Source organism: Paradevosia shaoguanensis (assembly GCF_016801025.1).
Classification (GTDB): Bacteria; Pseudomonadota; Alphaproteobacteria; order Rhizobiales; family Devosiaceae; genus Paradevosia; species Paradevosia shaoguanensis.
The window spans coordinates 4,505,225-4,518,999 of sequence record NZ_CP068983.1 but is presented as its reverse complement, the minus strand read 5'-3'; the positions used below and the strand labels follow the sequence as shown (position 1 = coordinate 4,518,999).

Sequence of the window (13,775 nt, the reverse complement as noted above, 5' to 3'; positions counted from 1 at the left end):
GCTTGTGTGAGCCATCGGACGGGGCATGGACTGGGGCAAGGGGCAGACTCTCTTTTCGAAGGTACGGCGATGATAGAGAGCACCGCAGCGCCGACAAGAGCCAATGCGTGCGGGCGACAAGGATCGCGCCCATCAGGCTCCCGCGGCTGACGACCTCAAGTCGGACTGGTACCCGCGTGACCACCAGTCTTCCAGCAATGCGTTGACCAGCTCGGGATATTCGAGTGGCGCGCAATGGCCGCAATTCTCGATGACGACGAAGCGCGAGCCCGCGATGGCTTCGTGAATCTCCCGGGCGCACTCCGGCGGAGTGACCGTGTCCTGGTCGCCCACCAACACCAGCGTCGGACAGTCGACCAGGCGCAGCATGCCCCGCGAGTCCGGGCGATTGATGATCGCCCTCTGCTGGCCACGAAACGCCTCGAGCCCGAGTTCCACCGAGGCATCGCGCAACCCGGCCCGGATATCCGGATCGATGGCATCGAAATCGAGACAGGCCTGCGTCATGCTGCGGCGGTTCGATGCGGCCATGCCTTCGCGTTCGGCCAGGTCGAGTATTTCCATGCGCCGCGCCGTGCTCGCCGGATCCTCGGGTCGGGCCGAGGTCGAGACCAGCGTGAGGCTGAGCAGCCGCCCCGCCAGCTTCGGCAGCAATTGCAGGGCGATGTAGCCCCCCATCGACCAGGCCGCGAGGTGAAAGCGCGGCGGCAATTGTTCGAGCACCCGCTCGCCCATCTCGGCAATGCTGTCGCAATGCTGGTGCCGCTGGGGCACGATCACCTGGCGGGACGGGCTGAAATGGCGGGTCTGGTTCACCCACGAACGATGGTCCGATTGCAGCCCGGGAAGGAGGACGAGCGGTTCAGGCATGAATGGCCTCCGATACGACGGGCGAAAGCAGGGCTTCGGCATGGTGGCAGGCGACCCGCTGGCCGTCCCCGATGTCCCGCAGCTGCGGCGCCACCTCCGCGCACTGCTCAGTGGCGTAAGCGCAGCGTGTTCGGAAATGGCAGCCTGAAGGCGGGTTGAGCGGGCTCGGCATCTCGCCGGCCGGCGCAGTGCGACGTCCCCGGGCAGCGGGCGTGGGCGTAGGAACGGCCGCGAGCAGCGTGCGCGTATAGGGATGCACCGGCCGCTCGAACACGGCCTCTGTGCTGCCCAGCTCGACAATGCGGCCGAGATACATCACCGCCACGCGGTCGGCGACATGCGCAACCACCGACATATCGTGTGAGACGAAGATGAGCGTCAGCCCCATCTCCTTCTGCAGCCGAATGATGAGGTTCAGGATCTGCGCCTGGATGGAGACGTCGAGCGCCGAGACGGCCTCGTCGGCCACGATCAGCCTGGGATTGAGCGCGATGGCACGGGCAATGCCGATGCGCTGGCATTGTCCTCCCGAGAGTTCGTGCGGAAAACGGTCGAGCAGGTGTGCGCCGAGGCCCACCTGCCGCGCGAGTTCCTCCACGCGCGCCTCGATCTGGGCAGGTGTACCGACACGATAGTTGCGCAGCGCCTCGCCGATGATGGCACGTGCCTTCATCCGCGGATTGAGCGACGCGTAGGGGTCCTGGAAGATCATCTGGAAGTCGCGCCGCGCACGCTTGAGGGCGCTTTTGCCGAGACTCGCCAGTTCCACACCGTCGAGCGATACGCTCCCCCGGGTCGGTGCCTCGAGCTGAACCACGAGGCGCGCCAGCGAAGATTTGCCGCAACCGCTTTCGCCGACAAGTCCGAGCGTCTCGCCCTCGTTCACGTCCAGCGAAATGTCGTCCACCGCGCGCAGGGTACGGCGGGGCTCGAAGGGACCGCGCTTGGCCAGGGGATAATCCTTACCGACCTGGCGCAGGGAGAGGAAGGCGCTCATGCCCAGCTCCTCACGATCTCATTGTTGGACATTTCCGCGAACACTGCCGCCTCGCGGATACACGCCGAGCGATGCCCAGCCTCGATCTGCCGTGCCGGGGGCAGGGGCGCGCCGCAACCCGCTTCGGCAAAGGCGCAGCGGGGCGCGTAGACGCAACCTTCCACCGGCCGGTCGAGGCGGGGTACCGTGCCCGCAATCTCGGTCAGAACGCCCCGCCGCTGCGATCCATGTCCGGGCAGCGAGCGCAGAAGCCCGGCCGTGTAGCCATGCGAGGGCCGCGCGAAGATGCGCTCCACCGGTCCCTCTTCGACGATGCGCCCGGCATACATGACCATCATCCGGTCGGCCGTGGCCGCAACGACACCGAGGTCGTGGGTGATGAGCAGCACGCTCATGCCCAGCTCGGTCTTGAGATCGGCAATCAGCTCGAGAATCTGCGCCTGCACGGTCACATCGAGCGCCGTCGTCGGCTCGTCGGCGATCAGCAATTCCGGGTCGCAGGCCAGCGCCATGGCGATCATGACCCGCTGCCGCTGCCCGCCGGAAAGCTCATGCGGATAGGCCGTCAGCCGGCTGCCTGCATCGGGAATACGCACCAGGTCCAGCATCTGCCGGGCTCGTGCCCAGGCATCGTGGCGGCTGACATGCTTGTGCCGCTGCACCGCCTCGGCGATCTGCATCCCGATGGTGTGGACCGGGTTGAGCGAACTCATCGGGTCCTGGAACACCATGCCGATCCGGTTGCCGCGGATGGCCTGCATCTGCCGCTCCGGCATGCCGACGAGGTCGATGCCGGCAAGCCGGATATTGCCCGAGGTGACCTGTGCATTGCCCCTAGGCAGCAGGCCCATCACCGCCATGGCGGTAACGCTCTTGCCGCAGCCGCTTTCGCCGACGAGGCTCAGCGTCTCGCCCCGGGCGAGGTTGAACGAGACCTTGTCGAGCGCATAGACGGTCCGGCCGTCGCTGTGGAACTCGAGGCTGAGATTGTCGACTTCGAGAATAGGCGAATGGCTCATCGTCATAGTCCCGACCGCCGCGACTTGCGCGGGTCCAAAGCGTCGCTGAGCCGGTCGCCGAGGATGTTGACCGCCAGCACCAGCAGCGACAGCAGCACGCCCGGATAGAGCATCAGGATGGGATGGATGCGGAATTGCTGGCGGGCATCGGCCATCATCCCACCCCAGCTCGGCACCTCCGGCGAAAGGCCGACGCCGAGGAAGCTGAGCACGGCCGAGGCGATGATCGCCGAGGCGCAGGCGTAGGTCGCCTGCACCAGCACTGGTCCCAGCGTATTGGGCAGGATGTGGCGCCACACAAGCGGCAGCCCCGACGTGCCGATCGAGATGGCGGCGGTAACGTGCAATTGCTGCCTCACCCCCAGCACCACCGACCGCACAAGCCTCACCATGCGGGGCACTTCCGGAATGGTGATGGCGATGATGACGGTGAGGAGCCCCGCATTCATCAGCGAGGCAAAGGCGATGGCGAGCAGCACGGCCGGAATGGCCATCATCGCGTCCGTCAGGCGCATGACCACCGCCCCGCCGATCGGGCTGAGCCCGGCATAGACGCCGATCGCGACGCCGAAGAGCGTCACCAGGATCGCCACCGAAAACCCCACCAGCATCGAGACTCGTGTGCCGTAAATCGCGCGGGCAAAGACGTCGCGCCCCAGATGGTCGCGGCCCCAGATGGCGTCATCACTCGGCGGCTTGAGGCGCAGCGCCGGATTGATCTTGAGCGAGTCGCCCGCCAGCAGCGGCGCGAAGATGGCGATCAGCAGGAAAGCCAGGAGCAGGGCGCAGCAGATCACCGTCGCCGGATTACGGCGCGCATAATTGAGCCAGCGCGAGACGGGCAAGGGGGCCGTGCGATGCGTTTCGATCACGCTCATGGCTCAGCCCTTCACGCGCGGGTCGAGCAGCGCATAGCTCATGTCGACCAGGACGTTGATGATGATGAGCACGGCGGCAAAGAAAAGGATCACGCCCTGCACGATCGGGTAGTCGCGGCGGGTGATTGCATCGACCGTCAGCCGCCCGATGCCCGGAATGTTGAACACGGACTCGGTCACCACCACTCCGCCCACCAGCGTGGCTAGGCCGATGCCGATGACGGTCACCACCGGCACGCCGGCATTCTTCAAGGCATGCACGATGAGGATGCGCGAGGTCGGCAGGCCCTTGGCCCGCGCCGTGCGGATATGGTTTTCGTTGAGCACTTCCAGCATCGCCGCCCGCGTGACGCGCGCAATGAGCGCGGCGAAAACCATCGCCAGCGCAACCGCCGGCAACGTCACGCTGCGCAGCGTATCCAGCGGCCCGTCCGCGAGCGGACTATAGCCCTGCACGGGAAACCACTTGAGATTGACCGAAAACACATAGGCGAGGAGGTAGCCGATCACGAAGACCGGCACGGAAAAGCCGAGCACGGCAAAGCCCATGATCGCCCGGTCGATCCAGCTATTCGCCTTCCAGGAGGCAACCACCCCGAGCGGAACCGCCATCAGCACCGTGATGATGATCGTCACCGTCGCCAGCACGAAGGTCGGCTCGATGCGCTGCGCGATGAGCCTTGTCACCGGCTGGCCCGAATAGATCGACACGCCCAGGTCCAGCCGCAACGCGTTGCCCGCCCAGATGGCGAAGCGTGTCGGCAGCGGTTCGTTGAGGTGCAGGCGCTCGCGGATCTGCTCGACCTGCGCCGGCGTGGCGTTATCGCCCGCGATCAGCAGGGCAGGGTCGCCGGGCGTAAGGTTCACCAGCGAAAAGATGAAGACCGCAACCAGCACAAGGATAGGGATGGCCGAGAGCACCCGGCCAGCTAGATAGGCAAACACGAACGACCTCCTCGAAACGGCCGCCCGGGCGAACCCGGACGGCCTTGCGGATCAAGCTTACTGCTTGCGGCTCACATTCCAGAAGAACGGAACCGGGCTGTCGATGAAGCCTTCGAGGTTGGAGGCGACGCCTTGGGCGAGGGAGGCCTGCCCAAGAGGCACGAACGGCACGAGGTCATAGGCCACGGACTGCATCTTCTCGGCCAGCGCCTTCTGCTCGCCCGCATCCGTGGTTGCAGCGAACTGCGTACGCAGGTCGCGGAGTTCCGCCGAATCCGCCCAGCCGAACCATCCGTCCTTGCCCGCGCCGGCGACGTAGACGTTGGTCATCGGGTTGGATTGGTCGACATAGCCCCAGCCGGTGAAGAAGACGTTCCAGCCACCATTGGCGACCGGCTCCTTGCTGGCCCGGCGCGTCGAAACCGAGGCCCAGTCGGTCATCTGCTCGTCGACGGCGAATCCGGCCTCCTCAAGCATCGGCTTGAGCACCGAATAGGCATGGTCATGGAACGGAATATCGGTCACATGCGGCAGGAAAACCGGCGTGCCGTCATATCCCGCCTCCGCCAGCAGCGCCTTTGCCTTGGCCGGATCGCGCGTCATGATCCGGTCGGTATTGATCGTGCTCTCATAGGGGGAGCCGCAGAAGAAGATCGCCACGCAGATCTGGTAGAGCTGCGTCTGCTCCCCGAAGATCGCCTGCATGAACGGCGTCGGCTCGAGCGCCCACTGCAACGCCTCGCGCACCTTGGGATTGTCGAACGGCGGGTTGAGGTGGTTGACCACGAGCTGCAGGCTGTTGCCGGCCTGCGGATTGGCGAAGATATGCGCCGTGTCCGAGCCGTCGAACAGCGGGATCAGGTCGGCCGCCACATCCTCGATCCAGTCGATTTCGCCATTGAGCAGCGCATCCACCGCCTGCGACGAGTCGGGAATGTAGCGGATTTCGATCCGGTCGAACTTCGCCACCTTGCCGCCTGCCGCCATGCTGGCCGGCTCGGGGCGCGGCACATAATCGGCGAACTTCTCGTAGACGGCCACGCTGCCCGGCACCCACTCGTCCACCTTCATCTTGAACGGCCCCGAGCCGATCGGCTCGGTCACGGGCACGGTCGGGTCGTTGGCGGCGAGGCGCGCGGGCATGATGAACGGCACGTTGGATGAGATCTTGCCCAGCGCCGGCAACACCTGCCCCCAGGGCTCCTTCATCTGCAGCACGAGTGTCTTGTCGTCGGTGGCAGTAAGCGAGGCGGCCTTCGAAAAGAGAATCTTGCCCAGCCCGTCGACCTTCCCCCAGCGCTCCAGCGACGCCACCGCGTCGGCAGCGGTAACGGGGCTGCCGTCATGAAACTTGAGGCCGTCGCGCAGCGTGATCGTATAGGTGAGCTGGTCGTCCGAAAGCGTATAGCCTTCAGCCATTTGCGGCTGCACCTTGAAGTCGGCATCGAGCGCAAACAGCGTGTCGTAGATCAGGTATGCGCTGTTGCGGATGGTGAAGTTGGTCGTGGCGATCGGATCGACCGAATTGATGTCGCCATTCATGCGCAGTCGCAGCACTTCCTCGGCAACGGCGCCGAACGTGCTGCCCAGCATCAGCGAGGCGGTCAAGGCCGCCACGGCCAGTGATTTCAGTTTCATTGAGCTCCCTCCCAATCGCCAGCTTGGCGACACAAAACGTTACGCGCTTTCTGCATCGTATTCGCTCTCGATAGCTATATCGTATCGATTTTTATAACGCGTAACGTTTTGTGTTTAGCGCGCATCCGGCTATGATGCAAGTCCCGCAGACGCGATGAGGGGACGGGATTCTCCCGGAAATCATCGGCTATTCAGCGCTGTTGACGTTGACGAAACGTTTTGCGTGCGATTGAAGAGGCTGGTTTCGGAGTACTGCATGTCGACCATTCGCGACGTCGCGCGCATAGCCAAGGTCTCGATCACCACCGTATCGGCCACGCTCAACGGCACCGCGCCGGTGAGCGAGGAATTGCGCGCGCGTGTCTGGGCCGCCGTCGAAGAGGCGGGCTACCACCCAGATCCGGTGGCGCGCAACCTGCGCAAGGGGGTCTCCAACACCATCGGCCTCATCGTGCCGGACATCGCCACGCCCTGGGCCGCGCATCTGGCCAAGGCAATGCAGTCGGCGCTGTCCGATCGCGGCTACAATATGCTGTTCGCCAGCAACGAGGACGACCCCGAGCGCGAGTTTCGCGAGATCGAGCTGTTTTCGGCTCATCGCGTGGCCGGCCTCATCGTCGCGCCGACCAGCCACGGCCCGGACTATCCCGAGCGCCTCTCCGCTGCGATCAGAACGCCTGCCGTCCTCGTCGACCGCCTGATCGCGGATAGCCGTTTCGATGCCGTGGTCGATGACAACCACCTCGGCGCCCAATTGGTCACGCGGCATCTGCTCACGCTCGGCCATCGCGACATCGCTTTCCTTGTCGGCCGCCCCGGCATTTCGCCTTCCGACGAGCGCTTCGAAGGCTTCTGCCAGACGATGGTCGCAGCCGGCGTCCCCATCCGCGAGGACCTGGTACGCTGGTCCTGCTACAAGTTCGACCATGCCTTCACCGCCGTGCAGCAATTGATGAACATGCCCAGCCCGCCGACCGCCATCGCCTGCATCAACATCGCCCAACTCCTGGGCACGATGGCCGGCCTCAAGAATATCGGGCTAAGTGTCCCGCATGATGTTTCGGTCATCAGCTTCGATGGTTTTCACCCGGCCGAAGGCTGGGCGCCGAGCATCACCTCGCTGCATCAGGATATCGCCACGATCAGCGCCCGGGCCTCGGAACTGTTGATGTCCCGTATTGCCGGCGAAGCCGGAGAGCCCCAGGTCATCCGCATCCCGCCACGCCTCCAGATCCGCGAATCCTGTCGCCAGATCTGACGCCTCCTCAGCTCCGCCAGGTGCCTGGCCGTTCGGAATTCTTCTAGATGAATAATGTAGTTCTCGGGATCGATACTCTTCTGGCGCAAAAGCCGGATTGGAGAACCAGCCGCATCGCGCTGGTCACAAACCACGCCGCCACCACCAGCCGGTTTGCTCCCTCCCGGGTGGCTCTGCTTCGGCAGGGCTTCAATGTCGTGAAGCTGTTTTCGCCCGAGCACGGCCTCGACACGACCGGCGCCGACGGCCATGCGATGAAGAACTCCGTGGACGTCCTGACGCGCCTGCCAGTCGTCAGCCTCTATGGCGACAAGCTGGCGCCGGCGCAGGCCGACCTGGAAGACGTGGACCTCGTCCTGTTCGACATCCCCGATATCGGCAGCCGGTTTTACACCTACCTCTGGACGATGTCGCACGTGCTCGAAGCCTGCGCCCGCTTCGGCGTGCCGCTGGTCATAGCCGACAGGCCCAATCCCTTGTCCGGCAATTTTGCCTTGGCCGCCGGCCCGCTCCTGGACGAGGCGCATTGCAGCAGCTTCATCGGCCGCTGGTCCATTCCCATAAGGCACAGCAGCACGCTCGGCGAACTCGCCCGCTACTTCAACGCCTCCCGGAATATCAACTGCCGGCTCGAAGTGGTGCCCTGCCTCAATTGGCGCCGTGAAATGGTCTTTACGGATTGGATGAACTCGTTCGTCCCCCTCTCGCCCGCGATTCCCACTTTCGAGTCCGCCTTGCTCTACCAGGGGCTCTGCCTCCTCGAAGCCACCAATTGCAGCGAGGGCAGGGGCACGGCTACCCCGTTCCGCGTGATCGGAGCCCCATGGCTGCTGGCAGAAGAGGCTGCCAGGCAGTTCAACGCGATGGTGCCGGAGATTGCCGAGGGCGTAGCCGCGCGCGAAATCACCTTCACTCCGACCGAGGGCAAGTTCGTCGGCCAAAAGTGCAACGGCCTGATGCTCCACGTCGCCGACCCGGCCAACTTCCGCCCTCTCGATATCGGCATGCTGCTCGTCAAGATCGTCAGGGATCTTCACCCGAACGAATTCCAGTGGGCGACCTATCCCACCCACGTGAACCCCTCGGGCACCAAGCATCTCGACCTGCTGCTCGGGATCGAAGGCGCCGAGGAAATCTTCGACGTGCCGCTTCCGGAATTCATCGCCGAAATGAAAAAACTGACCGGCCCTGTCGATTGGCCGGAGCGCATGCGGCCGTTCTTACTCTACCCATAGCGCTCGTGTTGCAGGGTTGCCGCCAGCAATGGGCAACCCCGCCATGATCTGTTATGCGAAGAGAATTGCCCGACCGCGATCGACCGTCTGCGCGCCTTCGAGCACACAATTCTCGGGGATAGCGGAGCAGTCGAATGAGGGTCGTTCTCACGCAGCCGAAGACGAAGGCGAACGATCAATCGAACATCCGGCAGATCGGCCGCCTGCTCCACAAGGCAGGCTTCGTCGGCGACGCTCATGACGCCATTGTCCTGCCCGAACTCGTAGGCGAAGGGGCGACCGCGGACGAATATCTGAGAGATGTTTCCGCAATGGCTCGGGAATTCGGTTGCCACGTCATCGGGGGCAGCCACTTCGTCACGGAGCGCGACGCGATCATCAACCGTGGCGTCATTGCCAACGCGGATGGCGAGATCATCGCCCAATATTCCAAGGCAAATCCCTATGGCGCGGAACGCGTCGTTTCCGATGCCAAGGGGCAGGGCGGCGTCAGTTTCCGCATCGGCGACGTCGAGTGCTTCGCCGCGATCTGCGCAGATTTCTTCCACCTCGAGACCTTCCAGGGTCTCCGCGCGCGGCCTGAGATTCTGTTCGTCCCGGCATTCACCGTGAGCCGAAAGAGCAGCCCCGTCATGGCCAGGGCGCGCTGGCGCCACGCCATGATAGCCCGCGCTTTCGAGCAGGCGGCTTTCGTCGCGGTCAGCGATTGGGCTCATCCAGTCACGGGGTACGGCCGCTACCCCAGTAGCGGCGTCGCCGGCCTAGCTCACCCCGATCCGTCCGAACCGTCGAACCTTCTAAAGCTCGTTGGGCGGCGGCAGGTCGGCATTTTCGACATCGATCTTGAGGCCTGCCGGCTCCTGCGTGCCGACCAGAGGGCGCGAGGTTTTGAAATCGCGCGGGTGAGGGAGATGCAATGATGACGCTTCAGGGCAAGCACATTCTGTTGGTCGTCGCAGGCGGCGTCGCCGCCTACAAGGCTCCCGACCTGGTTCGCCGCCTCCGCGAGCGCGGCGCTTCCGTGCGCTGCGTGATGACCGAGGCCGCCGGAAAGTTCATCGGCGCGACGACGCTCGCGGCAGTCAGCGGAACGCCGGTAGCAGCCGACCTTTTCGACGACATCACCGGCATGGATGTCGGGCACATTCGCCTCGCCCGCGAAGCCGACCTCATCATCGTCGCGCCGGCCACCGCGAACATATTGGCGCAAATGGCCCACGGCCTGGCCAGTGATCTGGCCACCGCCATCCTTCTGGCACGGAGCGGGCCCGCGCTGGTGGCGCCGGCCATGAACCCCAAGATGTGGGCCAACCCCGCCACCACGCGCAACATCGCCGCCCTGCGACAGGACGGCATCGGCTTCGTCGGTCCCGAAGTCGGCGAGATGGCGGAGGCCGGCGAGTCCGGCCTTGGCCGCATGGCCGAACCGCTCGCCATCGCCGAAGCGGCCAGCCAGCTTCTGGCGCCCAAAAGCCAGCCGTTGGCCGGCCTGTCCTTCGTCGTCACCTCCGGTCCCACCGAAGAGTCCCTCGACCCGGTTCGCTTCATTTCCAACCGCTCGTCGGGCAAGCAGGGGCACGCCATCGCCGAGGCACTCGCCAACGCCGGGGCCAAGGTTCGTCTGGTGTCCGGCCCGGTAACCCTCCCGGACCCGCGCCACGTCGAGGTCACTCACGTAGAAACTGCCGAGCAGATGCTCTCCGCCGTACTGGCATCGCTCCCCGCCGACGGCGCCATCTTCGTTGCCGCCGTTGCCGATTGGCGGGCCGCCGCGATTGCCGAGCACAAGATAAAAAAATCCGGTGGCCCCGACGAGGAACTGACGCTCCACTTCGCCCGCAACCCCGACATCCTGGCGACCATAGGCCACCACGCCCAGCGCCCGCGCCTCGTCATCGGCTTCGCCGCCGAAACCCGCGACGTCATCGAAAATGCCGGCGCCAAGCTCCGCTCAAAAGGCGCCGACTGGATTTTCGCCAACGACGTCTCCAGCGACGCCGGCGTTTTCGGCGGCGACCGCAATCACGTGCACCTGCTGAGCAGCAACGGCGTCGAGGACATAGGGGCAGGCAGCAAAGCCGAGATCGCAGAACAGATCGTCAGCCGCATCAGCACGTTCTTCGCCCGGTCCTAGGGGAGGCCGCCGCGCCGGCCCGGCTCGATGGGCCTGGCCTTGAGCGCCTGCCGTCGCCCCGTCTGCCGGAATCCTACCGCACGCAGAATTTAGCTCGCAACGCATTCCCTCTGTGCATCAACCAGCCAGTCGACCCCCGTCGGCTGGCTGTTATCGTTTCAGGACGCTGAGATCAGGCTCCGTAACGTCATTTGTTTCTCTACGGTGTCTCGTTCGTCCTTAGTCTAATTAGTAATATTAAAAGACGATATGCGCGGTATACGGGCAACAAATTTGCAATATTTGCTAAGTTTATCGCTTTTGGATTTTCCTATGGTCTAAAACACATTTTATATACTTCCATTCCTCCGGAGATAAGGGTCGAATTAAAGGGCGGTGGAGGAGTGAGGAGGGGTTGATGACGATCCATCAATCGGTGCTGGCCGGAACGGCGGTGTTTCCCCGTTTGCATGCGGATAGTCATATCCGCTCGGCCCATGCCCTGGTGACGCGCGATATCGCCCTCAAGATCCTCAAGGGCGTCTTCCCGCCGGATTCAACGCTGCCCCACGAAACCGACCTGATCGACGGCTACGGCGTTTCGCGCACTGCATTGCGGGAGTCCATCAAGACTCTGACGGCCAAGGGCTTTCTGGTCTCCAAGACCAAGGTCGGCACCCGCGTGCTGCACGCCAGCCACTGGAACATGTACGATCCCCAGGTCCTCGCCTGGCGCGTCGAGCTGGGTGTCGATCACGAGTTTCTCGTCAAGATCTACGAGGTCCGTCAGGCCCTCGAGCCAGCCGCTGCCGCGCTGGCGGCCGTGCGGCGCACGCGGGCCGATATCGAGCGGATGCAGAAGGCCCTTGAGGGCATGAGCGCCGGCCGCCATTCGCGCGAAAGCTATGCCGAGCCCGACCTCAATTTCCACCAGCAGGTGCTGGTCGCCTCGGGCAATCCGTTCATGCAGTCCTTCAGCAGCGTGATCGAGGCGGCGATCCTCTGCTCGTTCCGCATCAGCGCGCCGGTCGATAGCCAGGAACGCCTGCGTATGTCGCTGGAGCGCCACCGCATGGTGCTCGATGCCATTGCCGCGCACGATCCGGTCACGGCCAGTTCGGCCATGACCCAGGTCATCCGGGAAGGCATCGAGAATGCGCATTGCAAGCTGGCCACCGAACCGGTGACCATCACCATGCCGCTACAGATTCACGGCTAGCCGATCACCACGTCGAAGGTCGACCGCACCCGGTTTTCGAGGCGCGGAATGACCTCCTTCTTGATGATGCTGTCGAAATGCGGCGTGTTGCCATGGGCCGTCACCGCATCGTCGCTGCGATAGACCTCATAGAGCAGCAGCGTGTTCGCATCGTCGCGCGAGCGCGAAACCTGGTAGGTCAGGCAATCGGGTTCATTTTCGATGACGAAAGTCTTCATCAGGTCCAGGAAGTAAAGCACCTGGTCCATATGCCCATCGCGGACCGTATAGATCACATTCAGTGCGATCATCTTTTATCCTCTTCTAGCGAACAAGCAGGGCGCGGAAGTCGTTGACATTGGTGAGGGTAGGGCCGGTCACCACCAGTCGTCCGATCCGCTCGAAATAGCTGTAGGCATCGTTGCTGTTGAGATAGCTGCGCGTCAGGTCGAGCGGATCGTCGGGCATGATATCCCCGATCCAGGCGCCCGCATTGTCTTCCGATCCGTCTATCCCGTCGGTATCGCAGGCAATCGCCGCAAAACCCGGCGTATTGCGCAACTGATGGCGCAACGACAGCAGGAATTCCGTGTTGCGCCCGCCGCGTCCCCGTCCGCGCAACGTAACCGTGGTCTCTCCGCTCGAAAGCAGCACGCACGGCTTTCGCACCGGATCGGCATGCGTCAGCACCGATCGGACAATGCCGGCAAAGGCGATGCCGAGTTCGCGCGCCTCTCCCTCGATGGCGTCGCCCAGGATGATCGGTTCGATCCCCATGGCGCGCGCCTTGGCAGCCGCGGCCTCGAGCGCCATGCGCGGCGTTGCGATCGTATGGATTTCCCCGCTACCGAGCGTCGAATCCGGCACCCGATTGCGCAGGATCGCGCTCCGTACGCTTTCCGGCACCGCGATCTCGTATTCGTCGAGAATGGAGAGGGCGGCATCCGGCGTCGACGGTGTGAGGATGGTCGGCCCCGAGCCGATGGTAGCCGGAGCATCCCCCGGCACGTCGGAAATCAGGTAGGTCACGATCTTGGCTGGCATCGCCGCCGCGCCGAGGCGCCCGCCCTTGATGGCCGAGAGAGACCTGCGCACCGTGTTGATGGCGCTGATCGGCGCGCCGCAGCGCAGCAAGGCCGAGGTGATCGCCTGCTTGTCCGACAGCGAAATGCCCGGATAGGGCATGGTCAGCAGGGCAGAAGCGCCGCCCGACATCATGCAGACGACGAGATCGTCCGCGCCTGCCGAGGACGCGAGCTGGAACACCCGCTGCGCTCCCGCCATGCCGGCATCGTCCGGCACGGGGTGCCCCGCCTCGACGACCTCGACATGCCGGGTAGGGGCCGAATGCCCGTAGCGCGTCACCACGAGGCCCTCGCAGGGGTGGCCCCAGGCGTCTTCGAAGGCGCGCGCCATGCTTGCCGCCGCCTTGCCGGCGCCGATGACGATGGTGCGTCCCTTGGGAGGGTGGGGCAGGATGCCGCCGAATTTACCCTCCGGCGTCGCCGCGTTCAGCGCGGCGTGGAACAGTTCGTGCAGGATCTGCTTGTCGCTCGGCCGTTCCCCGACAGCGGGACGCACGGGCGCGATGAGGCCGTTTTCACTCGAAGGCACAACGGTATTC

13 protein-coding genes are annotated in these 13,775 nt (G+C 64.3%); 5 read left to right on the top strand and 8 right to left on the bottom strand.

Features of this window, described 5'->3' with window-relative positions:
• Positions 1-132 precede the first annotated feature (132 nt).
• From JNE37_RS21920 to JNE37_RS21895, 6 genes are read right to left on the bottom strand one after another with little or no spacing between them, the layout of a single operon-like run.
• Positions 133-870: an alpha/beta fold hydrolase gene (locus tag JNE37_RS21920; RefSeq protein ID WP_203064831.1), complete on the bottom strand. Its 738-nt coding sequence runs from the start codon at positions 868-870 to the stop codon at positions 133-135.
• Positions 863-1,867 (bottom strand): ABC transporter ATP-binding protein, encoded by a 1,005-nt coding sequence (locus tag JNE37_RS21915; protein ID WP_203064830.1) that lies wholly within the window; start codon positions 1,865-1,867, stop codon positions 863-865. The genes JNE37_RS21920 and JNE37_RS21915 overlap by 8 nt, the downstream gene beginning before the upstream one ends.
• Positions 1,864-2,886, bottom strand: coding sequence for an ABC transporter ATP-binding protein (locus JNE37_RS21910; RefSeq protein WP_246513419.1), 1,023 nt, complete (start codon positions 2,884-2,886; stop codon positions 1,864-1,866). The genes JNE37_RS21915 and JNE37_RS21910 overlap by 4 nt, the downstream gene beginning before the upstream one ends.
• A gap of 2 nt (positions 2,887-2,888) precedes the next feature.
• Positions 2,889-3,764, bottom strand: a complete 876-nt coding sequence (locus JNE37_RS21905) for an ABC transporter permease (RefSeq protein ID WP_203064828.1) — start codon at positions 3,762-3,764, stop codon at positions 2,889-2,891.
• 3 nt (positions 3,765-3,767) lie between these two features.
• Positions 3,768-4,709 (bottom strand): ABC transporter permease, encoded by a 942-nt coding sequence (locus JNE37_RS21900; protein WP_203064827.1) that lies wholly within the window; start codon positions 4,707-4,709, stop codon positions 3,768-3,770.
• Between the two features lie 57 nt (positions 4,710-4,766).
• Positions 4,767-6,347, bottom strand: coding sequence for an ABC transporter substrate-binding protein (locus JNE37_RS21895; protein WP_052152648.1), 1,581 nt, complete (start codon positions 6,345-6,347; stop codon positions 4,767-4,769).
• Positions 6,348-6,603: 256 nt separating this feature from the next.
• On the opposite strand from JNE37_RS21895, the gene JNE37_RS21890 reads away from it, so the two are divergent.
• The 5 genes from JNE37_RS21890 (at position 6,604) to JNE37_RS21870 (ending at position 12,172) form a co-directional block, all read left to right on the top strand.
• Positions 6,604-7,605: a LacI family DNA-binding transcriptional regulator gene (locus JNE37_RS21890; RefSeq protein WP_035095081.1), complete on the top strand. Its 1,002-nt coding sequence runs from the start codon at positions 6,604-6,606 to the stop codon at positions 7,603-7,605.
• A 47-nt stretch (positions 7,606-7,652) separates the two neighbouring features.
• The gene (locus tag JNE37_RS21885) at positions 7,653-8,840 is read left to right on the top strand and encodes an exo-beta-N-acetylmuramidase NamZ family protein (RefSeq protein ID WP_203064826.1); all 1,188 of its coding nucleotides are present in this window, start codon (positions 7,653-7,655) and stop codon (positions 8,838-8,840) included.
• Positions 8,841-8,974: 134 nt separating this feature from the next.
• Entirely contained in the window at positions 8,975-9,760 is a 786-nt protein-coding gene (locus JNE37_RS21880) for a carbon-nitrogen hydrolase family protein (RefSeq protein WP_203064825.1), read from the top strand.
• Positions 9,757-10,974 carry a bifunctional phosphopantothenoylcysteine decarboxylase/phosphopantothenate--cysteine ligase CoaBC gene (gene coaBC / locus JNE37_RS21875; protein WP_203064824.1) on the top strand — a complete coding sequence of 406 codons (1,218 nt, stop codon included), beginning with the start codon at positions 9,757-9,759 and terminating at the stop codon, positions 10,972-10,974. Before JNE37_RS21880 ends, coaBC begins: the two co-directional genes overlap by 4 nt.
• Positions 10,975-11,371: 397 nt before the next feature.
• On the top strand, positions 11,372-12,172 hold the full coding sequence (locus JNE37_RS21870) for a FadR/GntR family transcriptional regulator (protein ID WP_203064823.1): 801 nt from the start codon (positions 11,372-11,374) through the stop codon (positions 12,170-12,172).
• On the opposite strand, the gene JNE37_RS21865 is transcribed toward JNE37_RS21870, so the two are convergent.
• Positions 12,169-12,462, bottom strand: coding sequence for a putative quinol monooxygenase (locus JNE37_RS21865; protein WP_035033697.1), 294 nt, complete (start codon positions 12,460-12,462; stop codon positions 12,169-12,171). The genes JNE37_RS21870 and JNE37_RS21865 overlap by 4 nt on opposite strands.
• Before the next feature lie 13 nt (positions 12,463-12,475).
• Positions 12,476-13,765 (bottom strand): glycerate kinase type-2 family protein, encoded by a 1,290-nt coding sequence (locus JNE37_RS21860; protein WP_246513418.1) that lies wholly within the window; start codon positions 13,763-13,765, stop codon positions 12,476-12,478.
• Positions 13,766-13,775: the final 10 nt, after the last annotated feature.